The sequence below is a fragment of the Pseudomonas moorei genome (assembly GCF_042846945.1).
Taxonomy (GTDB): Bacteria; Pseudomonadota; Gammaproteobacteria; order Pseudomonadales; family Pseudomonadaceae; genus Aquipseudomonas; species Aquipseudomonas moorei.
The window spans coordinates 5,587,498-5,609,759 of sequence record NZ_AP035776.1 but is presented as its reverse complement, the minus strand read 5'-3'; the positions used below and the strand labels follow the sequence as shown (position 1 = coordinate 5,609,759).

The following is a 22,262-nucleotide window of genomic DNA, read 5'->3' as shown; positions in this document are numbered from 1 at the left end:
GAGGGCATTTGCTCACCCTGGCTGCGCGGCGGCCCAAGACCCTGCTGCAAGATTGGCCAGATCACTGCACTGAACGGATGACAGGTTTATGTGCAGGCAGGTGAAGTAACGGAGGACGGCGTCCATTGACGGACAATCAGTAGTCATGAGCCAGGGTTGGGCTCGCCATGTTCAGCGTCCGTTGTGGGCCATGGGCTGTGCGTGGTGCCTGGCGATCGTTCATCACGCAGAGGCCGGTGACCTGCCGCCTCCGCCCAGCGGCATGGAGGCGGTTGCCGATGCGCAGTTGTTCCTGGAACTGGTGGTCAATCAGATGAACACCGGACGAGTGGTGGCGGTCGAGCAGCGCAACGGGCAATTCTTCGTGCCGGCCAGCGCATTGCGTGACACCGGCATGAAACTGCCGGAAAACATCGGCGCCGAAGTCGCGCTCGACAGCTTGCCGGGCCTGCACAGCGAGTACGACAGCACCGGTCAGCGCTTGCTGCTCGATGTACCGCCAGACTGGCTGCCCGAACAGTTTGTCGGCCGTCGCGACGCCTATCCGCGCACCCCGGCCCTGAGCAGCTTCGGCGCCTTGCTCAACTATGACCTGTACCTCAACGACACCGATGATGCCGGCACTTATCTGGCGGCCTGGAACGAAGTGCGGCTGTTCGACCGTTGGGGCACGTTGTCCAATACCGGGCAATATCGCCGCACGATGTCGGGGGCTGCCACCAACGCGCTGAACAACGGCTATTTGCGTTACGACACCACCTGGCGTTACTCCGATGACGATCGGTTGCTGACCTACGAGGCTGGCGATCTGGTCAGCGGGGCTTTGCCCTGGAGCAATTCGGTGCGCATGGGCGGGGTGCAGATGTCGCGGGATTTCGCCGTGCGCCCGGACCTGGTGACCTACCCCTTGCCGCAATTCGCCGGGGAGGCTGCCGTGCCTTCATCGGTGGATCTGTTCATCAATGGCTACAAATCCAGCAGCGCCGAACTGCAACCCGGCCCCTACACGCTGACCAATATTCCCTTTATCAATGGCGCTGGCGAAGCGGTGGTGGTCACCACTGATGCCCTGGGACGGCAGGTCTCGACCACGGTGCCGTTCTACGTCACCAGCAGTCTCCTGCAAAAGGGCTTGAGCGACTTTTCCGTGGCAGCCGGCACCTTGCGCCAGGACTACGCGCTACGCGATTTCAGTTACGGCCGGGGTGCCAGTTCCGGCAGTCTGCGTTACGGCGTGACAGACAACTTCACCCTGGAAAGCCACGCTGAGGCCTCCGATGCCCTGACCCTGGGCGGCATCGGCGGCAATGTGCGGCTGGGCAATTTCGGGGTGCTCAACTCGGCCATCAGCCAAAGCCGTTTCGACGGTGAAACGGGCCAACAACTGAGTCTCGGCTATCAATACAGCAGCCAGCGCTACAGTTTCTCTTACCAACGGCTGCAACGCCGTGATCAGTACGCTGATCTGACATTGGTCGATAGCCCCTACACCACACTGAGCAAACGCAGCGAACAGGCGACCCTCAGCCTGAGCCTCGATTCCTGGGGCAGCCTGGGCGTCGGCTACTTCGACGTGCGCGCGGCGGACGATTCACGCACCCGTTTGCTCAACCTGACGTGGAGCAAACCGTTGTGGCGCAACAGCAGTTTCTATCTGTCGGCCAACCGCGAAATCGGCGATAGCCATTGGGCGGTGCAGGCGCAACTGGTGATCCCGTTCGACCTGCGCGGCAGCCTGGCGATCGGCAGTGAGCGCAGCAATAGCGGGCAAACCCGGCAACGGGTCAACTACAGCCGTGCCGTACCCACCGAAGGCGGGGTCGGTTTCAACCTTGGATACGCCACCGGTGACGGCCCGGACTATCGTCAGGCCGACCTGACTTGGCGCCTGCAATCGGTGCAATTGCAGGCTGGCGTTTATGGCTCCAGCGATGCCGAAACCCGCTGGGCCGACGCCAGCGGTTCGCTGGTGTGGATGGACCGCCAAGTGTTCGCCGCCAATCGCATCGATGATGCCTTTGTCGTGGTCAGCACCCATGGCTACGCCGATATCCCGGTGCGTTACGAAAACCAGTTGGTCGGCCAGACCGATCGCAACGGCCATTTATTGGTGCCCTGGAGTAGCGCCTATTACCGCGGCAAATACGAAATCGATCCCCTGAACCTGCCGGCCAACGTGCGCAGCCCCAACGTCGAACAGCGCATCGCGGTACGTCGGGGCAGCGGTTATCTGCTGGAGTTTCCGTTGAGCCGGGTCATCGCCGCGAGCATCGTCCTGGTGGATGGGCAGCAGCGGGAATTGCCCTTGGGCAGCGGTGTGGTGCACGAGCAAAGCGGAACGCAAACCGTGGTGGGCTGGGATGGCCTGGTGTACCTGGAAAACCTGCAACAGCAGAACAACCTGCGGGTGACGCTGGGCGACGGCAAGACCTGTCAGGTGCGGTTCACCGTCGACATGAACCAGGATCAGGTCCCGCTGATCGGGCCGTTGGTGTGTCAATGAAGGGCATGAAGGGGGTGCTGCTGCTGACGCTGTGTCTGCCGGGCTCGGCCTGGGCATTGTGCTCGGTGACCGGGACCACGCCAGTGGCTTTCGGCTCGGTGAGTTCGATTGCCGTGCGCACCACATCGCAATCCAGTTCCACCGTGAATGGCGGCTTGAGTTGCACCGGTTCACTGCTGTCATTGCTGACCACCAACGATCATTTCTGGGCCACTGTCACCTCAAGCCAAAGCGGCTTGCTCGGGCCGACCGGTGATGTCATCGGCTACACGATCTACGCCAACAACAGCACCAGCTACCCGCTGACCCGCGGCACCACCTACGACTTTGCGCGCAACGGCATCATCGATGCACTCGGCCTGCTCGGCAGTGTGGTACCCAAGTCCGTGCCGCTTTACCTCGGTACGACCATCGGCAGCAACGTCGCCGCCGGGGTCTACACGGAAACCCTGAGCATCTTCTGGAACTGGAATTACTGCTCCGGCATCGGTGCTCTCGGAGTCTGTCTGGGGCGCGACATCAGCAGCGGCACCGCCACGTTGACGGTCAACCTGACCGTGGCCAACGACTGCACCATCACCGCGCCGAACATCAGTTTCGGCAGCGCCCCGGTGGTCAGTGCCTTCACGCCGGTCACCGGGCAGACCATCAACCTGGCCTGCACCAAGGGCAGCGCATACACCGTGGGTTTGAGCGATGGGCAAAACCCTGTGAGTGTCGGCGGGCGTCGCCGGATGATTTCGGGCAGCAATTACCTGGCTTACGACATTTTCAAAAGCGCCGGCACCACACGCTGGGGCAGCGTCAGCAGTGCCCGCCGGGCCAGCTCCGATGCCGAGATCAACCCGGGCAACGGCCTGGGCACCGGCAGTCAGGTCTTCAACTACAACGCGAAGATCTATACCGACCAGGCCACACCGCCAGCAGGTACTTACCTGGACAATGTGATCCTCGACGTGGGGTTCTGAAGCCTTGCCTGAATTCGCGGTTGTCCTCGAACCTCTGTAGGAGCGAGCCCGCTCGCGATGGACGTCAGCGATAACGCCTGCCATCGGGTTGATCGGGTTGTCTGATCGTTTTTCGCGAGCAGGCTCGCTCCCACAAAGGCGAAGGGTGTTCAGAACTGGTTGGTTTGCCTCAGCATCTGCGCCGCCGGCGTATCCGCCGGGCTGACCATTGCATAGTTGTAGCCGCCCCCCGACCAGTATTCGGCCTGCAAGCCGTCATCACGGCGACTGCCCCTCGGCAGCAGGAAGTTTTTCGGTCCCGGCGGGCGCACATAGAAGCTGATCTTGTGCCCGCCCTGATCTTCATAAACCACCATCGCGGCCGGCCCTTGCTCGGTACTGAGCAAACGCCCGCTGACCGGTTTGAACCCGGCGCCCGAGAGGTCGGGCAGGCGATTGGCCTGGGTGAAATACCTGTCGAGCCAACCTTGCATGTCGCCGTCGGTGCTGACCTTGTAGTCTGCCGGCAAGATGCCTTGCTGGGCAAACAGTCGGTAGGCCTGCAGGGCATCGGTCATGGGCAGCGGGGGGCTGGCGAGGGTCATCTCCCGCGCCTGCCAGCCGCTGAGCCCACCGATGCTGACGGCGATCAGCAACATGGCGGCACTGGCCAGGTGGCGACGGGACTGGCGTTTCAGGCGTTGACGAATCATCACCGGATCGAGGTCCGGGTTGGCCGGTTGCTGCAAGACGCCGCTCAGGGCCGCGCGCAGTTGCTGGGCGTCTTTTTGCCAGGCGCGCACTTGCTCGGCTATCTGCGCATTGTTGGCGAGAAAGGTTTCCACCAGGCGTCGGTCGTCATCGCTGAGTTGGTGGTCGACATACGCGTGCAGATCACGCTCGCTGGGAGGCATGCTGATCATTTGAGTCTCCGCAGGGAAGGGCGGTTGATTTCACCATCGCTGAGTTGGCGCAAGGCCTGGCGGGCGCGGGACAGGCGGGACATCACCGTGCCGGTGGGGACGTCGAGAATCTCGGCGACCTCTTTGTAACTCAGGCCTTCCACCGAGACCCAAAGCAGCAGCGCGCGCTGTTCGGTGGGCAGTTGGTCGAAGGCGTTGAGGGTCGATTGGGCGATCACCGTGCGTTCTGCCGAGGGCTGTGCATCGTCACGCCCGGTGAAGAACTCGAGCATTCGCGCATAGCGTCGGGAGCGCCGGTGCGCGTCGAGGAACTGCCGATAGAGAATCGAAAACAGCCAGGCACGCAGGTCGCCGTCGGGCCGCTTGTCGTTCCAGGCCGACAGTGCCCGCTCCAGGCACGACTGCACCAGATCGTCGGCACTGCTGGGATTTCGCGTCAGCGATACGGCGAAGCGGCGCAGCCTGGGAATAATTTCCCGCAATTGTTCGTCGATCTCATTCATGAAGTTCTGACCAGTCACTACGCTGTGGTGAGTGTCCAGGAAGACGCACGGCAATCGAGGTTATTCCACGCCGGAAAAAATAAATACCGAACGATGGAATAAACCCTCGGGGGGTTCGTCTGTCTGGTTCTTCTCACTTGTGGCCGATGGCCCTGGAGACCTTCATGGTAGATCGATCAACACCGCCCACCCGGCCACCCCTGAGTACCGCGAGCCTGATGATGCGCCTGGCGGGCATTGCGGTAGTCGTCGCTGCCGCAGCCGGGGCTTTTGCCTACGTCAACGGCACCCTTGACCCACAACGCTTGACGCCGAAAAAGCTGATCAACGTCCTGGAAACCAACAACGGCGTGCACCCCGGGTTCCGGCGCAATCACTCCAAAGGCGTGTGTGTGATCGGCCATTTCGAGAGCAGCGGCGAAGCGCGCAGTTACTCCTCGGCACAGGTGTTCAATGAAGCGCGGACCCCGGTAGTCGGGCGTTTCGCTTTGCCGGCGGGTAATCCTTATGCGCCGGACAGTGCCGTACCGATTCGCAGCCTGGCGTTGCGCTTCACCCAGGCCAACGGCCAGCAATGGCGCACCGGGATGAACAGCATGCCGGTGTTCCCGGTAGGCACCCCCGAGGCGTTCTATCAATTGCAACAAGCCCAATCGCCAGACCCGGCCACCGGCAAGCCGAACCCGGCAGCGGTGCCCGCGTTCTTCGGGTCGCACCCGGAAGCCGCATCTTTCCTGGCCTGGATCAAGACCGCCAAGCCGTCGGCCAGCTACGTGACGGAAACCTACAACAGCGTCAACGCGTTTTACCTGGTGAACGCCGCCGGACAACGGCAGGCGGTGCGCTGGAGCATGGTGCCAGTGGCCCAGGGCGCACCCGGTGCCACGACCCCGGAAGGCAGCGATTATCTGGAAAAAGACCTGGTCCAACGCATCGCCGCAGGGCCTTTGCGCTGGCAGTTGAACATCACCCTGGCCAACCCTGGCGATCCGGTCAACGATGCGAGCAAGGCCTGGCCTGAGGGGCGCAAAGTGTTGAACGCCGGCACCCTGGTCCTTGAAAGCACCCAGCCGCAACTCAGTGGCGAGTGCCGTGACATCAACTACGACCCGTTGGTATTGCCGGCCGGGATCGAAGCTTCCGACGACCCGTTGCTCGCCGCACGTTCGGCCGGTTACGCCAATTCCTACCTGCGCCGCACCAGCGAAGTCAGCCAGTTACCCGCCGCTAAACAGGAGGCCAGGCAATGAGCGCCCAACCGAACCATTTCGCTCCCCTGGCGCGACTGCTGCATTGGCTGATGGCGCTGATGATCATCGCCATGTTGTTCATCGGCGCGGGCATGGTCGCGTCGGTGTCCGAACGCCATGAGTGGCTGATTCACCTGCACAAACCTTTGGGCGTCGCCATTCTGCTGCTGGTGATCGTGCGTCTGGCGGTGCGGTTTTCCACGCAACAGCCACCGCTACCGGCGGACCTGCCGGGTTGGCAAGCGCTGGCGGCCAAGGCCTCCCACGTACTGCTTTACGCCTTGATGCTGATTTTGCCGCTGCTGGGGTGGGCGATGATTTCGGCTTCGGGCGAACCGGTGATGCTTAGCCATTCGCTGCAGTTGCCGTCGATTCTGCCGGCGAATGCGCAGGTGTTTGCGTTCCTGCGCAAGGCACATGGGTATCTGGCGTATCTGCTGTTCTTGACGGTGCTGCTGCATTTGGCGGCGGCGTTGTTTCATGCCTGGGTGCGTCGGGATGGTGTGCTGGACAGTATGTTGCGAGGGAAGGATCGCGGTTAGTCGTAACCTGAAAAAAGATCGCAGCCTGGGGCGTCGCCGCAGGCTGCGATTTTTTGATCTGAAAGAGCAATCAGCGCAGCGTATCAACCATCTCGGCCACCGTGGTCAACACATCCTTGCCCAACTGCTTCGACCGCTTGCCCGACCAGCCGGTCAACGGGTCCGGATGATCATTATTATCCTTGAACGGCATTTCCAGGGTCAGCGACAGGCAATCGAATTTCTCACCCACGCTGTTACACGCCAGCGTCATGTTGGCCTTGCCCGGTTCGTCACGGGTGTAGCCGTGTTTGGTCTGGAAGTCCTTGGTCAGGTGCTTCAGGTGGGAGCGGAAGTGCTCTTCCAGTGTTTCGATTCGCGGCGTGTACCCCGGGTTGCCTTCGCAACCGGCGGTGAACACGTAGGGGATTTCCTCATCGCCGTGGATGTCGAGGAACAGGTCGACGCCGTACTTTTCCATCTGTTGCTGTACGAAAAAGACTTCCGGGCTGATTTCCGGACTGGCGCTCTGCCAGGCGCGGTTCAGGTCCTGGCCCATGGCGTTGGTGCGCAGGTGACCGTGGAAGGCGCCGTCCGGGTTCATGTTTGGCACCAGGTACAGATCGGCGCTGGCCAGCAGTTTGTTCAGCACCGGGTCGTCGTGTTTTTCCAGGCGTTCGATCACGCCTTCCATGAACCACTCGGCCATGTGTTCGCCCGGATGTTGCTGAGCGATCATCCACACCTTGCGCTGGCCTTCGGCGCCCGAGCCTTTGCGCAGCAGCTGAATGTCCCGACCTTCGACGCTTTTGCCGGTGGCCAGCAGTTCGGTGCCCGCCTTGGTTAGCGCCTGCTCGATCAACCAGTCGTGACGACCACGGCTGTAGGGTTCGAAGTAGGCGAACCAGGCGTGGGTCTGGGTCGCTTCAAGGCAGAAACGCAGGCAGTCGCCCTCGAAGATGGTCGGTACACGGAACCAGTTCACATGATCGTAGGACGCCACTGCCTGATAACCGTCCCAGGCCTTGTTGTAAGAGGATTGACTGGCGTTGTTCAGGCGAAACCAGTGCTCCTGTCCGACATGCAGGCCACTGGCTTTGAAGTGGAACCATTGGAAATGCTTGCTTTTGGTGTCGGGGCGGATGGCCAGCAGTGGCTTGAGCGGGTCGCTGACATCGATAACCTGGATGTTGCCACTGTCGAAGTTGGCACTGATGTCGAGAGAGGATTTAGCCACGGTAGGGTTCCTGTTTGAGATTTTATGGCGGCTACTTTACACGCAAGCTAAGGGGGTTAGGAGTGCAGAAGAATCGGTTCACCCGCGCTGCTGACGTTCTGAATGACCGCTCACCTTTGCCGCGAAGCGCTACTACACAGCGTAGCGATCATCCGTGTTACCACCAGCACAGTTTTGAGGCCATCGGGTTAGAGAAGGGACGGGTATTTTTATGCGATGCACCGCACTGGCAGTGGCTGGGTGGATTCGCCTATCGCCGTGCATTGAGGTCAGGCCTGGAGGGAGAGGGCGCTGCAATTTGGCATCAGCCTGATTTTGATGGCAAGACAGGTCATCGCCGAGAAGGGGAACGATGGGGCAGGAACATGATGCAAAACGGGGGGCGTCCTCCTTGACGCTGTCGCAGCTTAGAGACTGTGGAATTGATTCTCAAGTGCTATTTTCTCGGCGGTTCGCCCAATGATCTCGGGCTGCCCATGCCAACGGGTATTCTTTTGAAATGGTCCGCGCCACTGAGTGTTTGCGGCACTTGAAGGCTTCATTAGCCTGACGCCATAAACCAGAATGCAGGCAAAAAAAGACCCGGCAAAAAGCCGGGTCAAAAACCGTGATTAGCCTGATGAGGAGATAGACCAAAAGTCCGACCTGAGGTCCCTTGATCCATCGACTGATCTCGCGACCAGATGTTGCAATAATAATCATTCTCGTTTGTGAGTCAAGCGCTTTTATCCAGCCAATTGGAAAATTCATTCCGAACCACTGCCTGCGCCTTCTCTTTATGCTTTCTGATGCCCTTCCAGGGATCGGGAGACCATGGCCTTGGCCATATCGATCATGTGCACCGCCGAAAACGCCAGGTCCCGACTTGCGCCCTGCAAGTGATTGGCTGACTCGTAGGCAATGGCTGCGGCGCAGCGCAACAGATCCGAGGCATGAATCAATGCTTCTTCACTGGTGATGTTGCGGTTCACATCAAAGAAACGCTCCTCGACCTCAGTCTCCGTGACCGTTGGCTTCAAGTAGTAGTCCAGCGCCCGTTGTGCGGCGGCGGAGCCTTGGGGCGAGGTGAGGGAGGTGTCGATTTGCATGTCCGGCAGTTCGTGGGCAGGTTGGGTCATGGTGATGGCAAACTCCGTTATAGATTCAGATCCGTGAATTCATCCTAATACGATTTGTATTTGTGACCATGAGTTTAATACTACAATTTGTGTTTTGATGACCGGAGCTGGCCCAGTATCGTGCCGCCCATGGATAAATGGATCGAATTGGTCAAGGCCAAGATGAGTGAACTCAACGTCACTCAGGAAATACTCGCTGAACGCCTCGGAATGTCCCAGGGCGGCATTGGCCATTGGCTGAATAAACGTCGCGACCCGGGTGTCGAGAACATGAACCGGGTGTTGAAAGCACTCGGCATGGACTTTCTCGAAGTGGCGCTGGTGATCCGCGAGCCTGCGGACGCTGAGGATGAAGAGGTCTGCCTGACACAAAAGTACAATCCGTACTTTCGTTACCCGGTCCGTGACTGGAAGGCAGCCGCTGAGGTGCGCGATGGAGAACGGACGCAGTATCGTTTCGAACTGTCCGACTATCACGCCCAAGGCACGGCATTCTGGTTGACGGTGACTGGCGACGCGATGACCGCGCCCAGTGGCCTGAGCATTGGCGAAGGCATGTTGATTCTGGTGGACCCGGACGTGGCAGCGCAGCCGGGCAAACTGGTGATCGCGCAATGGCCCGACAGCACCGAGGCGATCTTTCGCAAGCTGATCGAAGAGGGCGGGCAGCGTTACCTGGTCCCGCTCAATCCGACGTACCCCAAAGCCCTCTACACCGACGACTGCCTAATCATCGGCGTGGTGGTTCAGGCGACAGCCAGGTTCTGATCGGATCGGTCCTCGCAGGGCGCAGGACCGATCGTCATTTCACGCCTCTTCCAGTTCGACCAGCGCACTGCCTTCGCTGACCATTTCGCCTTCCTGGCAATACAACGCCTTGATGACCCCCGCGTGAGGCGCACGAATGCTGTGCTCCATCTTCATTGCTTCGAGCACCACCAGTTGCGCCCCGGCTTCGACCGTTTGCCCGGCCTCTACCAGCACTCGCACGATGCTGCCGTTCATGGGCGCCGTCAGCCCGCCCTGATGACTGTGACTGGCTTCGACGGCGCTGATCGGGTCATAGGCTTCGATGCGGCGCAACTCGCCATCCCATTGCAGATAGACCAGGTCACCATGGCGGATGGCCCGATGCTGGCGTCGCACGCCGTCGTGCTCGGTGAGCAATTGTTCGCCCTTGAGTCGCGCGCCCTGGGCGTTGATGTCGCCCAGCGTCAGCGCGCGGTCCTGGCCTTCGCAACTCAAGTGCAGGGTGATTTCCGTTGGCAATCCGGCACGGAAGCCGTTGCTGTTGGCCCAGGGCGAACTCGGGTCATCGAGGCGCGGTGAACGGGGCTGGCTCTGGGCAAATGCCTGGGCGGCGGCTTGCCAGAAGGCATCGCTGAGCGCAGCAGGTGCCGGCAGCAGTTGTTCCTGGTAACGCGGAATGAACCCGGTATCCAGTTCCGCCGCGGCAAACGCCGGGTGGGCAATGATTCGACGGAGGAAGTTGATGTTGGTCTTGAGTCCGCCAATAGCGAACTCATCGAGCATGCTCAGCAGGCGCAAACGCGCCTGTTCACGGTCCTCGCCCCAGGCAATCAACTTGCCGAGCATCGGATCGTAGAAGGGGGAAACCTCATCGCCTTCCTCAACGCCACTGTCGACACGACGCCCCGGCCCCTCGGCCGATTCACGATACAACTCCAGGCGCCCGGTCGCCGGCAGGAAATCATTGCCCGGGTCTTCGGCATACAGCCGTACTTCAATGGCGTGGCCGATCAGCGGAACCTGATCCTGGGTCATGGGCAGCGCTTCACCGCGTGCGACGCGAATCTGCCAGGCCACCAGGTCCAGGCCGGTGATGGCTTCGGTGACCGGGTGTTCGACTTGCAGGCGCGTGTTCATCTCCATGAAGAAGAATTCGCCGCGCGCATCCAGCAGAAACTCCACGGTGCCGGCGCCGACATAACCGATGGCCTGGGCCGAACGCACGGCCGCTTCGCCCATGGCACGCCGCAGTTCCGGGCTCAGGCCTGGTGCGGGCGCTTCTTCGACGACTTTCTGGTGCCGACGCTGAATCGAGCAGTCACGTTCGTTGAGGTACAGGCAGTTGCCGTGTTGATCGGCGAACACCTGGATTTCCACGTGGCGCGGTTTGAGCAGGTATTTCTCCACCAGCATCCGCGAATCGCCGAACGACGATTGCGCTTCACGCTGGGCCGAGGCCAGGGCTTCGGCCAGTTGGCTGACGTCCTCGACCACTTTCATGCCCTTGCCGCCACCACCGGCCGTGGCTTTGAGCAGCACCGGGTAACCGATGCGTTCACAGGCCGCGCGGAAGGTCTCGAAGTCCTGAGCTTCACCGTGATAACCCGGCACCAGTGGCACGCCAGCGGTTTCCATCAGGGCTTTGGCGGCGGACTTGCTGCCCATGGCGTCGATGGCCGACGCCGGCGGGCCGAGGAAAATCAGGCCAGCCGCTTCGATCGCGCGGGCGAACCCGGCATTTTCCGACAGAAAACCATAACCGGGGTGGATGGCCTGGGCGCCGCTGGCCTTGGCGGCGGCGATCAGTTTGTCGATTTGCAGGTAGCTGTCGGCGGCTTTGCTGCCACCGAGGTCGACGCGAATATCCGCTTCGCGGCTGTGGCGGGCGTCACGGTCAATGGCGCTGTGTACGGCCACGGTGGTCAGGCCCAGGGCCTTGGCGGTGCGCATGACCCGGCAAGCGATTTCGCCACGGTTGGCCACCAGCACAGAGGTGATAACAGGTGCGCTCATCAACGGGGCTCCTTGGTGGTGGTTTCGGCCTGCCAGCTCGGCGGACGTTTTTGCAGAAAGGCGCGCAGGCCTTCCTGGCCTTCAGGGCTGACGCGGATGCGGGCGATGGCGTTTTCGGTGTAGCGGCGCAGCGCCGGGTTCAGCGAGCCGTCGCCGACTTCACGCAACAGATCTTTGCTGGCACGCATGGCGGCGGGGCTGTTGAGCAACAGGTTGTCGATCCACTGTTCGACCTTTTGCTCCAGCTCGGCCAACGGATAGCTCTCCGACAACAAACCGAGTTCCCGGGCCCGTTGCCCGCCGAAGCGTTCAGCGGTCAGGGCATAACGTCGAGTGGCACGTTCGCCGATGGCTTGCACCACGAACGGGCTGATCACTGCCGGTGCCAGGCCAATGCGGACTTCTGACAGGCAGAATTGCGCGTCATCGGCACCGATGGCCATGTCGCAGCAACTGATCAGGCCCAGGGCGCCACCAAAGGCCGCGCCTTGCACCACCGCCAGGGTCGGCACTTTCAGTTTGGCGAGGTTGTACATCAACTCCGCCAGGTCCCGGGCGTCGTCGAGGTTGGTGTGGTAATCGAGTTCGGCCGATTGCTGCATCCAGGCCAGGTCGGCACCGGCACTGAAATGTTTGCCGCGGCCACGCACCAGCAGAAAACGCAGGCTGGCATCGCTCGAAACCTTGTCCAGCGCCAGGATCAATTCGCGGATCATCTGCGCGTTGAAGGCGTTGTTCTTTTCTTCGCGGCTGAGCCACAGGGTGGCGAAACCCCGAGGGTCGGTCAGCAATTCGAGGGTGGTGAAGTCGCTCATTTTTTTATTCTCCACGGCACTTGCAGGAGCGAGCCCGCTCGCGATGGACTAAAGGGCGGCGCGTTTATCCAGAAAGCACGCGTTATCGTTAACGTCCATCGCGAGCCAGCTCGCTCCTACAGGATCGGATCACATCCGGAACACGCCGAAGCGGCTCGGTTCGATTGGCGCGTTCAATGACGCGGACAAGGCCAGGCCCAGGACATCGCGGGTCTGCGCCGGGTCGATGACGCCGTCGTCCCACAGTCGTGCGCTGGAATAATAGGGGTGGCCCTGTTCTTCGTACTGGTCGAGGATCGGTTGCTTGATCTCGGCTTCCTGCTCGGGGCTGAAACCCTGGCCACTGCGCTCGGCTTGTTCGCGCTTGACCTGCACCAGAACACCAGCCGCCTGCTCGGCACCCATCACGCCGATGCGCGCATTCGGCCACATCCACAGGAAGCGCGGATCATAAGCCCGACCGCACATCCCGTAGTTACCGGCACCGAAGCTGCCGCCGATGATCACCGTGAATTTCGGCACTTTGGCGCACGCCACGGCGGTCACCAGTTTTGCCCCGTGCTTGGCGATACCGCCGGCTTCGTATTTCTGCCCGACCATGAAGCCGGTGATGTTTTGCAGGAACAGCAACGGGATGCCGCGCTGGCACGCCAGCTCGATGAAGTGCGCACCTTTTTGCGCGGCTTCGGCGAAGAGGATGCCGTTGTTGGCGAGGATCGCGATCGGATACCCGTGCAGGTGGGCGAAACCGCACACCAGTGTGGTCCCGAACAGTGCCTTGAATTCGTCGAACACCGAGCCGTCCACCAACCGGGCAATCACTTCGCGCACGTCGAACGGTTGCTTGGCATCGGCCGAGACCACGCCGTACAACTCGTCGCTGCTGTAGAGCGGGGCAATGGGTGTGCGTTGCTGAACCTCGCCTTGTTTGCGCCAGTTGAGGTTGGCGATGCTGCGGCGGGCCAGGGCCAGGGCGTGCTCGTCGCTTTCGGCGTAATGGTCGGCGACCCCGGAAATCTTGCAGTGCACATCGGCACCGCCCAGGTCTTCGGCGCTGACCACTTCACCGGTCGCGGCTTTCACCAGCGGTGGGCCGGCGAGGAAGATCGTCGCTTGCTCACGGACCATGATCGCTTCATCAGCCATCGCCGGCACGTACGCGCCGCCTGCGGTGCAGGAACCCATGACCACGGCAATCTGTGGAATGCCCATGGCGCTCATGTTGGCCTGGTTGAAGAAGATCCGTCCGAAGTGCTCGCGATCAGGGAAGACTTCATCCTGACGCGGCAGGTTGGCGCCGCCGGAGTCCACCAGATAGATGCACGGCAAGCGGTTCTGCTGGGCGATGGTCTGGGCGCGCAGGTGCTTTTTCACGGTCAGCGGGTAGTACGAGCCACCTTTCACCGTGGCATCGTTGGCGACGATCATGCATTCGACGCCTTCCACACGGCCGATCCCGGCGATCACCCCGGCGGCGGGAACGTCTTCGCCATAGACCTCGTAGGCGGCCAATTGGCTGATTTCGAGAAACGGCGAGCCCGGATCGAGCAGGCGGTTGATGCGCTCACGGGGCAGCAGTTTGCCCCGCGAGGTGTGGCGTTCTTGCGCTTTCGGGCCGCCACCTTGCGCCACTTGGGCGAGCAGGGTGTGCAGGGCGTCGACCTGTTTGAGCATCGCCGCGCTGTTGGCGGCGAATTCCGCCGAACGGGGGTTGAGCTGGGTATGCAGGATAGCCATGGACAGCTCCGTTTAGCGGGTTTCGTTGAACAGTTCGCGGCCGATGAGCATGCGACGGATCTCACTGGTGCCAGCGCCGATTTCGTACAGCTTGGCGTCACGCAGCAGACGACCGGCCGGGAATTCGTTGATGTAGCCGTTGCCGCCGAGGATCTGGATCGCATCGAGGGCCATTTGCGTGGCGCGCTCGGCGCTGTAGAGGATCACGCCAGCGGCGTCCTTGCGCGTGGTTTCGCCGCGCTCGCAGGCCTGGGCCACAGCGTACAGGTAGGCACGGCTGGCATTGAGTTGGGTGTACATGTCGGCCACTTTGCCCTGGATCAGCTGGAATTCGCCGATGCTTTGGCCGAACTGCTTGCGGTCGTGGATGTACGGCACGATCAGGTCCATGCAGGCCTGCATGATCCCGGTCGGGCCACCCGAGAGCACGACGCGCTCGTAGTCGAGGCCGCTCATCAGCACTTTCACGCCGCCGTTGAGCACGCCGAGGATGTTTTCTTCCGGCACTTCGACGTCATCGAAAAACAGTTCGCAGGTGTTCGAACCGCGCATGCCGAGCTTGTCGAATTTGTTGCTGCGGCTGAAGCCTTTCCAGTCGCGCTCGACAATGAAGGCGGTAATGCCGTGGGGGCCCTTTTCCAGATCGGTCTTGGCGTAGATCACGTAGGTGTTGGCGTCCGGACCGTTGGTGATCCAGGTCTTGCTGCCATTGAGCACGTAGTGATCGCCACGCTTGTCGGCGCGCAGCTTCATCGATACCACGTCGGAGCCGGCGTTCGGTTCGCTCATGGCCAGGGCGCCGATGTGCTCGCCGCTGATCAGTTTCGGCAGGTATTTGGATTTCTGCTCGTGGTTGCCATTGCGGTTGATCTGATTGACGCAGAGGTTGGAGTGCGCGCCGTAGGACAGTGCCACCGAAGCCGAACCACGGCTGATTTCTTCCATGGCCACCACGTGGGCCAGGTAACCCAGGCCTGCGCCGCCGTACTCTTCCGGCACCGTGATGCCCAGCAGTCCCATGTCGCCGAATTTGCGCCACAGGTCGGCGGGGAACAGGTTGTCGATGTCGATCTGAGCGGCGCGCGGGGCGATCTCTTTGGCGACGAAGGACTGAACCTGATCGCGCAGCATGTCGATGGTTTCACCGAGGGCAAAATTCAGGGATGGGTAGCTCATGGGTCACCTTTTGGCTTTTTGTCGGGTGGGGAGGGCCGTGATTCAGCTCTCACCTTTACGTTAACGTAAGCCTGTGACGAATGGCTGTCAATCACCCTTTACGTTAACGTCAACTTGAGCGAGAGTAGAGCCAGTTCAAGATAGAACGCGGACCCGAGTTGCAGGAGCAACCTGTGGCGAGGGGGCTTGCCCCCGTTGAGTGCGTAGCACTCCGAAGATCTTCGGTGTACCGGAGATTTTGAGGCTGCTGCGTAGCCTGATGGGGGCAAGCCCCCTCGCCACATCGCTCCCAAAGACACCGCGATTAGCCCATAAATAAAGACAATAGGGGTCGTCATGGATCAACCCAGTGCACATCCGCAGCGCAGCTACACCCGCGGTTCCCAGGACAAAGCCTTGCTGGCGATGACCATCGGCCAGGCGTTCGACAACACCGTCGCGCAGCACCCGGACGGGGAGGCGCTGGTCGTGCGCCATCAACAGCTGCGTTACACCTGGCGGCAACTGGCGGCGGCGGCGGACCTGCATGCCAGAGCCCTGCTGGCGCTGGGCCTGCAGACCGGTGACCGTCTGGGGATCTGGGCACCGAATTGCGCTCAGTGGTGCATCAGTCAGATCGCCAGCGCGAAGATCGGCGTGATCCTGGTCAACATCAACCCCGCCTACCGCAGCTCCGAACTGGAATACGTATTGAAGCAATCCGGCTGCCAATGGCTGGTCTGTGCCGGGGCCTTCAAGTCCTCCAACTACCACGCCATGCTGCAAGGGCTGGTGCCGGAACTGGCGGAGCAATCCATCGGCAAGCTGCAGAGCGAACGCCTGCCGGCATTGCGCGGTGTCATCAGCCTCGATGCACAGCCACCCGTCGGTTTCCTGCCCTGGTCGCAGCTGAGCGATCTGGCGGCCAGCGTGTCGCTCGAGCAACTGCACCAGCGCCAGGACAGCCTGCATTTCGACCAGGCGGTGAACATCCAGTACACCTCCGGCACCACCGGGTTTCCCAAAGGCGCGACCCTGAGCCACTACAACATTCTCAACAACGGTTACATGGTCGGTGAAAGCCTTGGCCTGACTGCCGCGGATCGCCTGGTGATTCCGGTACCGCTCTATCACTGCTTTGGCATGGTCATGGGCAATCTGGGTTGCATCACCCATGGCAGCACCATGATTTACCCCAATGACGCCTTCGATCCGCTGCTGACCCTGAGCACCGTCGCTGAAGAAAAAGCCACCGCGCTGTACGGTGTGCCGACCATGTTCATCGCCATGCTCGATCAGCCTCAACGTACCGAATTCGACCTGTCGAGCTTGCGCACCGGGATCATGGCCGGTGCGACTTGCCCGATCGAGGTGATGCGACGGGTCATCAGTGAAATGCACATGAGCGAAGTGCAAATTGCCTACGGCATGACGGAAACCAGTCCGGTGTCCTTGCAGACCGGGCCGTCAGATGACCTGGAATTGCGCGTAACCACCGTCGGCCGCACCCAGCCGCAACTGGAAAGCAAAATCATTGATGAGGCCGGCAACCTGGTGCCGCGCGGCACGATCGGTGAACTGTGCACCCGCGGCTACAGCGTGATGCTCGGCTACTGGAACAACCCCGAAGGCACTGCGGAAGCGATCGACCAGGCAGGCTGGATGCATACCGGGGACCTGGCGAGCATGAACGATGAGGGGTACGTGTGCATTGCCGGGCGCAACAAGGACATGATCATCCGTGGCGGCGAGAACATTTACCCACGGGAGCTGGAAGAGTTCTTCTTCACTCACCCGGACGTGGCCGATGTGCAGGTGATCGGGATTCCTTGCTCGCGTTATGGTGAGGAGATTGTCGCCTGGATCAAGTTCCACCCCGGCCACAGCGCGACCGAACAGGAACTGCAAGCCTGGTGCAAGGAGCGCATCGCGCACTTCAAGACACCGCGTTACTTCAAGTTCGTCGAGGAGTTTCCGATGACGGTGACCGGCAAGATCCAGAAATTCCGGATGCGCGAGATCAGCGTCGAGGAGTTGCGTAGCAAGCAGGGCTGAACAGGCCTTGTGTAGGAGCGAGCCTGCTCGCGAAGGACGTCAACGATAACGCGTGCAGTCTGGATCAACGCGGTGCCTTTGAGTTCTTCGTCGGAACGCCGCCCGGAGCAGGCTCGCTCCTACAAGGGGCGGCGGTGCAAATACCGAATGCCAGACAGCACAAAGGGGAGCCGAAGCTCCCCTTTAATTTTTCGTTTCGCGTGCTCTTTTTTTATTATTGAGGGGCGGTCTGTTGTTGTTTTTGGTGACCGTGACCCTTTACCGCTGTTTTTTGTCGATCCCCATCCGGGATCAAGAGCAAACGTATTTTTTTGAGCGCTGATCTACTTTTTCGCTGAGCGATCCAACCAGTTCGGGAGCTACCTGAAGGTAGTTTTATTGTTCTCTGCCCGGTTGCGGGTAACTCCGAAAAGCACCCTGAAAAGCACATCTTCTCCAAAAAAATCTGTTAGCTGCGTCTCTGCCGTGTTGTTTTTGTTATGTCAGAGTCGTTACGTCTTGTTTTTATTGGGTATGCCGCTTTTTTTATTCTTGTTATGCCATAGAGATAGCAGGTGTCGTGCCAACTTTTAAAAAGTCTTTAAAAACAACGACTTAAAAAAATCGTAAGGTTTCCCCCTCAGGCAAACCCTGACAATTTGTTTCCGTGTTACTCGCTTTTACCCCACGTTCTGACACAGCGGTAACACCCGGACACAACCGCGCCCTCACTGAGCGCTACGCGCCCTGGCCACGCGCGAACCGGTAGGCCGCCCCAGCACAGTGCAGATTTGCTGGCCGGCCAGGATCAGGGCGTCCAGGTCGATGCCCGTTTCGATTCCCAGCCCGTTGAGCAGGTAAACCACGTCTTCGGTGGCGACATTACCGCTGGCGCCCTTGGCATAAGGGCAGCCACCGAGGCCGGCGATGGAGCTGTCGAATACCGAGATACCTTCCAGCAGGCTGGCGTAGATGTTGGCCATGGCCTGGCCGTAGGTGTCATGGAAATGCCCGGCCAGTTTTTCCCGTGGCACGACGGCGGAAACCACGTCGAACATCTTGCGGGTGGCGCCTGCGGTGCCGGTGCCGATGGTGTCGCCCAGGGATACCTCGTAGCAGCCCATGGCGTAGAGCTCGCGGGCGACCCGAGCGACTTGTTCCGGTGCGACGTTACCTTCATAGGGGCAGCCCAGCACACAGGACACGTAACCGCGCACGGTCACGCCGTGTTGCCTGGCGGCGTCCATGATCGGTACGAAACGCTCCAGGCTTTCGCTGATCGAGCAGTTGATATTGCGCTGGGAAAACGCCTCGGAGGCCGCGGCAAACACTGCGACTTCCTTGACCCCGGAGGCGAGGGCGTCTTCAAAACCGCGAAGGTTGGGCGCCAGGGCTCCGTAGACCACCCCGGGTTTGCGCTGGATCTGCGCGAAGACATCGGCGGAACCGGCCATCTGCGGCACCCATTTGGGCGAGACGAAACTGCCGACTTCGATATAGCCCAGGCCCGCAGCCGTCAGCGCGTCGACCAGTTGCACCTTGTCGGCAACGCTGATGGGTTGGGCTTCGTTTTGCAGACCGTCGCGCGGGCCGACTTCGACAAGGCGTACGTGGGTGGGGAGGGACATGGGGTTCGACCTGTGCTGATTGTTCGGAGAATCCTGTAGGAGCGAGCCTGCTCGCGATGGGCTCCCAGGCACCGCGTTTATCCAGCGAACACGCGTTATCGTTAACGACCATCGCGAGCAGGCTCGCTCCTACAAGGGGGCGGGTTTTATTGAATGACTTCCTGGTTTTTGAGGGTCTGCTCCAGCGCCTGGACGCAACGCTCTTCCGCTGTATCGAGTTCGAGTTTCATCTGCTCGATGTCCAGCAGTTGCTGTTCCAGCTGTTCCCGACGCTCACTGATTTTCGCCAGCATGCTGTGCAGTTGCTTGGTGTTACCGCTGGAAGGGTCGTAGAGCTCGATCAGCTCGCGGCACTCTGCCAGAGAGAAGCCGATGCGCTTGCCCCGCAGGATCAGCTTCAGGCTGACCTTGTCGCGGGGGGAATAGATGCGTTCCTGACCGCGCCGTTCAGGGCTGAGCAGGCCTTGCTCTTCATAGAAGCGAATGGCCCGGGTGGTGATGTCGAGCTCGCGGGCGAGGTCGGAAATGCTGTAGGTCTGGCTGCTCATGGAAGCGCTCGCAAAAGGTCATGGCGCTAAGCTAATGTCAGGTTGACGTATACGTCAAGGGGCAGGGGTTGACTGCTGTTCTTGCCGGCCCCATCGCGAGCAGGCTCGCTCCCACAAAGTATTCGGGTATACACCTCCTGTGGGAGCGAGCCTGCTCGCGATGAACGATAACGCGGTATGACGCCTTATACCTTCTCGAGCTTCTTCTCATGCGCTGTCACCTGCTGGCACAACTCGATCATCTGCTCGCGCATCCAGCGGTTGGCCGGATCCTGGTCCGTGCTTTCATGCCAGTACAGGTGGGTTTCCACCGGCGGCACATCGTTGACCGGCAAGCTGAAGGCGTGCAGATCATTGCGACGGGCGAAGCGCTCCGGAACGGTCATGACCATGTCGGTCTGCTGCAGCACTTGTGAAGCCATCAAATAGTGCTGGGAGCGCAGGGCGATCTTGCGCTGGATGCCCATCTTGCCCAGTGCCAGGTCGACATGGCCCAGACCGCTGCGGCGGCTGGAAATATGGATGTGGGTCAGACCCAGATAATCATCCAGGGTGAATTTTTCCTTGCCCGCCAACGGGTGGCCCTTGCGCATGGCGCACACGTAGCGGTCTTCCATCAATTTGACGTGTCGCACCTGCGGGTCGGTGTTGAGCGGCGCATCCACAGCAAAATCGAGGCGACCGGCGGCCAGTTCCTTGGTGGTCTCACGGCGCTTGGACAGGAAGCTCTCGATGATCACCGTGGGGGCGAGGCGGCGCAGGCGCTGGAACAGTGGCGGCAGGATCACCGCCTCGGTCAGGTCGGTCATGCTGATGCGGTAGGTCTTGACCGCCTGCAGCGGATTGAAAATGCGGCTTTCCTGTACCGATACCCGCAGCAGGGAGAGGGCGTTGCGTACCGGGCCGATGATGTTCTGGGCCATCGGCGTTGGCACCATGCCCTGGGCGGTACGCACGAACAAAGGGTCGTTGAAGGTCTCGCGCAGGCGGGCCAGAGCGTTCGATACCGCCGGCTGGGTAATCCCGACAATCTGCCCGGCGCGGGTCAGGTTGGCTTCGGTGTAGATCGCGTCGAAGACGATGAAAAGGTTGAGGTCGACCTTGCTCAGATTCATTACGCGGCTCTCTTATTGTGTGGGCGGCTGGCCTTGAAGATCAGCCGATCATATATCGGTGATGAATGTTTATACACGCCGAGAATAGGCTAGGTAAATTTTCGTAGCTGTTCTAGCATCGATTGCATGATCTAAACAACCTCCCCCAAGAAGGTATCTCGCTCATGGATTTCGCTTATTCGCCCAAGGTTCAGGAACTGCGTGAGCGCGTGACAGCGTTCATGGACACCTACGTCTATCCCGCTGAAGCGGTGTTCGAGCGCCAGGTCGCCGAGGGTGACCGCTGGCAGCCTACCGCGATCATGGAAGAACTCAAACTCAAGGCCAAGGCGCAGGGTCTGTGGAATTTGTTTCTGCCTGAGTCAGAGCTCGGCGCCGGCTTGACCAACCTTGAATACGCGCCCCTGGCCGAAATCATGGGGCGTTCGCTGTTGGGTCCTGAGCCGTTCAACTGCTCTGCGCCAGACACCGGCAACATGGAAGTGCTGGTGCGCTATGCCAACGAAGAACAGAAGCAACGCTGGCTCGAGCCGCTGCTGCGTGGCGAAATCCGCTCGGCATTTGCCATGACCGAGCCGGACGTCGCGTCGTCCGACGCCACCAACATGGCCGCCCGTGCCGTGCGCGATGGCGACGAGTGGGTGATCAACGGCAAGAAATGGTGGACGTCCGGGGCCTGCGATCCACGCTGCAAAATCCTGATCTTCATGGGCCTGAGCAACCCTGATGCCCCGCGTCATGCGCAACACTCGATGATTCTGGTTCCGGTGGACACCCCCGGTGTGAAGATCGTGCGTCCGCTGCCGGTGTTCGGTTACGACGATGCGCCCCACGGTCATGCCGAAGTGCTGTTCGAAAACGTGCGCGTGCCGTACGAAAACGTCCTGCTCGGCGAAGGACGCGGCTTCGAAATCGCTCAGGGCCGCCTTGGCCCAGGCCGGATTCACCACTGCATGCGATCGATTGGCATGGCCGAACGTGCCCTTGAATTGATGTGCAAACGCTCGGTGAACCGCACGGCATTCGGTAAGCCCCTGGCGCGGCTGGGTGGCAACATCGACAAGATCGCCGACTCGCGGATGGAAATCGACATGGCGCGCCTGCTGACCTTGAAAGCGGCGTACATGATGGACACCGTCGGCAACAAAGTGGCGAAGAGTGAAATCGCGCAGATCAAGGTGGTGGCGCCGAACGTGGCGTTGCGGGTGATCGACCGGGCGATCCAGATTCATGGCGGGGCAGGGGTCTCCAACGATTTCCCGCTGGCCTACATGTATGCGATGCAGCGCACCCTGCGCCTGGCCGACGGCCCGGACGAAGTGCACCGCGCGGCGATCGGCAAATTCGAGATCGGTAAATACGTGCCCAAGGACATGATGCGTAGCGGACATTGATGCGAAATGGTGCGCCGAACCAGCTGTGGCGCTGGATCGGCGCACCTCCGGCTGTGTGAGCAGCCGGGCGA

Annotated in this window: 19 protein-coding genes; 7 read left to right on the top strand and 12 right to left on the bottom strand. The window is 60.8% G+C overall.

The features are described from left to right. The first annotated feature begins 145 nt into the window (after positions 1-145). Together ACGJAX_RS26140 and ACGJAX_RS26135 are read left to right on the top strand one after the other, a co-directional pair. Positions 146-2,503: a fimbria/pilus outer membrane usher protein gene (locus tag ACGJAX_RS26140; RefSeq protein ID WP_390956688.1), complete on the top strand. Its 2,358-nt coding sequence runs from the start codon at positions 146-148 to the stop codon at positions 2,501-2,503. Between the two features lie 5 nt (positions 2,504-2,508). Further along, positions 2,509-3,471 (top strand): spore coat protein U domain-containing protein, encoded by a 963-nt coding sequence (locus ACGJAX_RS26135; RefSeq protein WP_390959997.1) that lies wholly within the window; start codon positions 2,509-2,511, stop codon positions 3,469-3,471. 149 nt (positions 3,472-3,620) lie between these two features. Here ACGJAX_RS26135 and ACGJAX_RS26130 read toward each other — a convergent pair whose 3' ends face one another. Together ACGJAX_RS26130 and ACGJAX_RS26125 are read right to left on the bottom strand one after the other, a co-directional pair. Next, the gene (locus ACGJAX_RS26130; RefSeq protein ID WP_247256206.1) at positions 3,621-4,373 is read right to left on the bottom strand and encodes an anti-sigma factor; all 753 of its coding nucleotides are present in this window, start codon (positions 4,371-4,373) and stop codon (positions 3,621-3,623) included. Next, positions 4,370-4,876: a sigma-70 family RNA polymerase sigma factor gene (locus ACGJAX_RS26125; protein ID WP_390956687.1), complete on the bottom strand. Its 507-nt coding sequence runs from the start codon at positions 4,874-4,876 to the stop codon at positions 4,370-4,372. Before ACGJAX_RS26125 ends, ACGJAX_RS26130 begins: the two co-directional genes overlap by 4 nt. Positions 4,877-5,040: 164 nt before the next feature. Here ACGJAX_RS26125 and ACGJAX_RS26120 point away from each other — a divergent pair, with 164 nt between their 5' ends. Further along, positions 5,041-6,126: a catalase gene (locus ACGJAX_RS26120; protein ID WP_390956686.1), complete on the top strand. Its 1,086-nt coding sequence runs from the start codon at positions 5,041-5,043 to the stop codon at positions 6,124-6,126. Then, a complete protein-coding gene (locus ACGJAX_RS26115) occupies positions 6,123-6,668 on the top strand; it encodes a cytochrome b (protein ID WP_247256204.1) in 546 nt (181 codons plus the stop codon). The genes ACGJAX_RS26120 and ACGJAX_RS26115 overlap by 4 nt, the downstream gene beginning before the upstream one ends. 70 nt (positions 6,669-6,738) lie before the next feature. Here ACGJAX_RS26115 and ACGJAX_RS26110 read toward each other — a convergent pair whose 3' ends face one another. The 3 genes from ACGJAX_RS26110 to ACGJAX_RS26100 form a co-directional block, all read right to left on the bottom strand. Further along, positions 6,739-7,884, bottom strand: a complete 1,146-nt coding sequence (locus ACGJAX_RS26110) for a M14-type cytosolic carboxypeptidase (RefSeq protein ID WP_390956685.1) — start codon at positions 7,882-7,884, stop codon at positions 6,739-6,741. 429 nt (positions 7,885-8,313) lie between these two features. Then, positions 8,314-8,634, bottom strand: coding sequence for a hypothetical protein (locus ACGJAX_RS26105; protein ID WP_390956684.1), 321 nt, complete (start codon positions 8,632-8,634; stop codon positions 8,314-8,316). A gap of 26 nt (positions 8,635-8,660) precedes the next feature. Next, positions 8,661-9,002 carry a DUF6124 family protein gene (locus tag ACGJAX_RS26100; protein WP_248915413.1) on the bottom strand — a complete coding sequence of 114 codons (342 nt, stop codon included), beginning with the start codon at positions 9,000-9,002 and terminating at the stop codon, positions 8,661-8,663. A 129-nt stretch (positions 9,003-9,131) separates the two neighbouring features. Here ACGJAX_RS26100 and ACGJAX_RS26095 point away from each other — a divergent pair, with 129 nt between their 5' ends. Next, a complete protein-coding gene (locus ACGJAX_RS26095) occupies positions 9,132-9,770 on the top strand; it encodes a S24 family peptidase (RefSeq protein ID WP_390956683.1) in 639 nt (212 codons plus the stop codon). Between the two features lie 39 nt (positions 9,771-9,809). Here the strand turns inward: ACGJAX_RS26095 and ACGJAX_RS26090 are convergent, their stop codons facing one another. The 4 genes from ACGJAX_RS26090 to ACGJAX_RS26075 form a co-directional block, all read right to left on the bottom strand. Beyond that, positions 9,810-11,765: an acetyl/propionyl/methylcrotonyl-CoA carboxylase subunit alpha gene (locus tag ACGJAX_RS26090; protein WP_390956682.1), complete on the bottom strand. Its 1,956-nt coding sequence runs from the start codon at positions 11,763-11,765 to the stop codon at positions 9,810-9,812. Next, complete coding sequence (locus ACGJAX_RS26085) at positions 11,765-12,580, bottom strand: gamma-carboxygeranoyl-CoA hydratase (RefSeq protein WP_390956681.1); 816 nt, start codon at positions 12,578-12,580, stop codon at positions 11,765-11,767. The genes ACGJAX_RS26090 and ACGJAX_RS26085 overlap by 1 nt, the downstream gene beginning before the upstream one ends. 129 nt (positions 12,581-12,709) lie before the next feature. Next, entirely contained in the window at positions 12,710-14,317 is a 1,608-nt protein-coding gene (locus tag ACGJAX_RS26080) for a carboxyl transferase domain-containing protein (RefSeq protein ID WP_390956680.1), read from the bottom strand. Positions 14,318-14,329: 12 nt separating this feature from the next. After that, positions 14,330-15,493 (bottom strand): isovaleryl-CoA dehydrogenase, encoded by a 1,164-nt coding sequence (locus ACGJAX_RS26075; protein WP_008031893.1) that lies wholly within the window; start codon positions 15,491-15,493, stop codon positions 14,330-14,332. A 336-nt stretch (positions 15,494-15,829) separates the two neighbouring features. Here ACGJAX_RS26075 and ACGJAX_RS26070 point away from each other — a divergent pair, with 336 nt between their 5' ends. Then, positions 15,830-17,527 (top strand): fatty acid CoA ligase family protein, encoded by a 1,698-nt coding sequence (locus ACGJAX_RS26070; protein WP_390956679.1) that lies wholly within the window; start codon positions 15,830-15,832, stop codon positions 17,525-17,527. Between the two features lie 707 nt (positions 17,528-18,234). Here ACGJAX_RS26070 and ACGJAX_RS26065 read toward each other — a convergent pair. From ACGJAX_RS26065 to ACGJAX_RS26055, 3 genes are all read right to left on the bottom strand, one after another. Next, the gene (locus tag ACGJAX_RS26065; protein ID WP_390956678.1) at positions 18,235-19,134 is read right to left on the bottom strand and encodes a hydroxymethylglutaryl-CoA lyase; all 900 of its coding nucleotides are present in this window, start codon (positions 19,132-19,134) and stop codon (positions 18,235-18,237) included. A gap of 146 nt (positions 19,135-19,280) precedes the next feature. After that, a complete protein-coding gene (locus ACGJAX_RS26060) occupies positions 19,281-19,682 on the bottom strand; it encodes a MerR family DNA-binding transcriptional regulator (protein ID WP_090323552.1) in 402 nt (133 codons plus the stop codon). Between the two features lie 185 nt (positions 19,683-19,867). Then, a complete protein-coding gene (locus ACGJAX_RS26055) occupies positions 19,868-20,797 on the bottom strand; it encodes a LysR family transcriptional regulator (protein ID WP_047527602.1) in 930 nt (309 codons plus the stop codon). Between the two features lie 164 nt (positions 20,798-20,961). Here ACGJAX_RS26055 and ACGJAX_RS26050 point away from each other — a divergent pair, with 164 nt between their 5' ends. Further along, positions 20,962-22,191 carry an acyl-CoA dehydrogenase family protein gene (locus tag ACGJAX_RS26050; RefSeq protein ID WP_390956677.1) on the top strand — a complete coding sequence of 410 codons (1,230 nt, stop codon included), beginning with the start codon at positions 20,962-20,964 and terminating at the stop codon, positions 22,189-22,191. Positions 22,192-22,262 lie beyond the last annotated feature (71 nt).

Coding starts and splice junctions, on each gene's coding strand:
- ACGJAX_RS26140 (WP_390956688.1), top strand. CDS start 146: ATGAGCCAGGGTTGGGCTCGCCATGTTCAGCGTCCGTTGTGGGCCATG.
- ACGJAX_RS26135 (WP_390959997.1), top strand. CDS start 2,509: ATGAAGGGGGTGCTGCTGCTGACGCTGTGTCTGCCGGGCTCGGCCTGG.
- ACGJAX_RS26130 (WP_247256206.1), bottom strand. CDS start 4,373: ATGATCAGCATGCCTCCCAGCGAGCGTGATCTGCACGCGTATGTCGAC.
- ACGJAX_RS26125 (WP_390956687.1), bottom strand. CDS start 4,876: ATGAATGAGATCGACGAACAATTGCGGGAAATTATTCCCAGGCTGCGC.
- ACGJAX_RS26120 (WP_390956686.1), top strand. CDS start 5,041: ATGGTAGATCGATCAACACCGCCCACCCGGCCACCCCTGAGTACCGCG.
- ACGJAX_RS26115 (WP_247256204.1), top strand. CDS start 6,123: ATGAGCGCCCAACCGAACCATTTCGCTCCCCTGGCGCGACTGCTGCAT.
- ACGJAX_RS26105 (WP_390956684.1), bottom strand. CDS start 8,634: ATGAATTTTCCAATTGGCTGGATAAAAGCGCTTGACTCACAAACGAGA.
- ACGJAX_RS26100 (WP_248915413.1), bottom strand. CDS start 9,002: ATGACCCAACCTGCCCACGAACTGCCGGACATGCAAATCGACACCTCC.
- ACGJAX_RS26095 (WP_390956683.1), top strand. CDS start 9,132: ATGGATAAATGGATCGAATTGGTCAAGGCCAAGATGAGTGAACTCAAC.
- ACGJAX_RS26090 (WP_390956682.1), bottom strand. CDS start 11,765: ATGAGCGCACCTGTTATCACCTCTGTGCTGGTGGCCAACCGTGGCGAA.
- ACGJAX_RS26085 (WP_390956681.1), bottom strand. CDS start 12,580: ATGAGCGACTTCACCACCCTCGAATTGCTGACCGACCCTCGGGGTTTC.
- ACGJAX_RS26080 (WP_390956680.1), bottom strand. CDS start 14,317: ATGGCTATCCTGCATACCCAGCTCAACCCCCGTTCGGCGGAATTCGCC.
- ACGJAX_RS26075 (WP_008031893.1), bottom strand. CDS start 15,493: ATGAGCTACCCATCCCTGAATTTTGCCCTCGGTGAAACCATCGACATG.
- ACGJAX_RS26070 (WP_390956679.1), top strand. CDS start 15,830: ATGGATCAACCCAGTGCACATCCGCAGCGCAGCTACACCCGCGGTTCC.
- ACGJAX_RS26065 (WP_390956678.1), bottom strand. CDS start 19,134: ATGTCCCTCCCCACCCACGTACGCCTTGTCGAAGTCGGCCCGCGCGAC.
- ACGJAX_RS26060 (WP_090323552.1), bottom strand. CDS start 19,682: ATGAGCAGCCAGACCTACAGCATTTCCGACCTCGCCCGCGAGCTCGAC.
- ACGJAX_RS26055 (WP_047527602.1), bottom strand. CDS start 20,797: ATGAATCTGAGCAAGGTCGACCTCAACCTTTTCATCGTCTTCGACGCG.
- ACGJAX_RS26050 (WP_390956677.1), top strand. CDS start 20,962: ATGGATTTCGCTTATTCGCCCAAGGTTCAGGAACTGCGTGAGCGCGTG.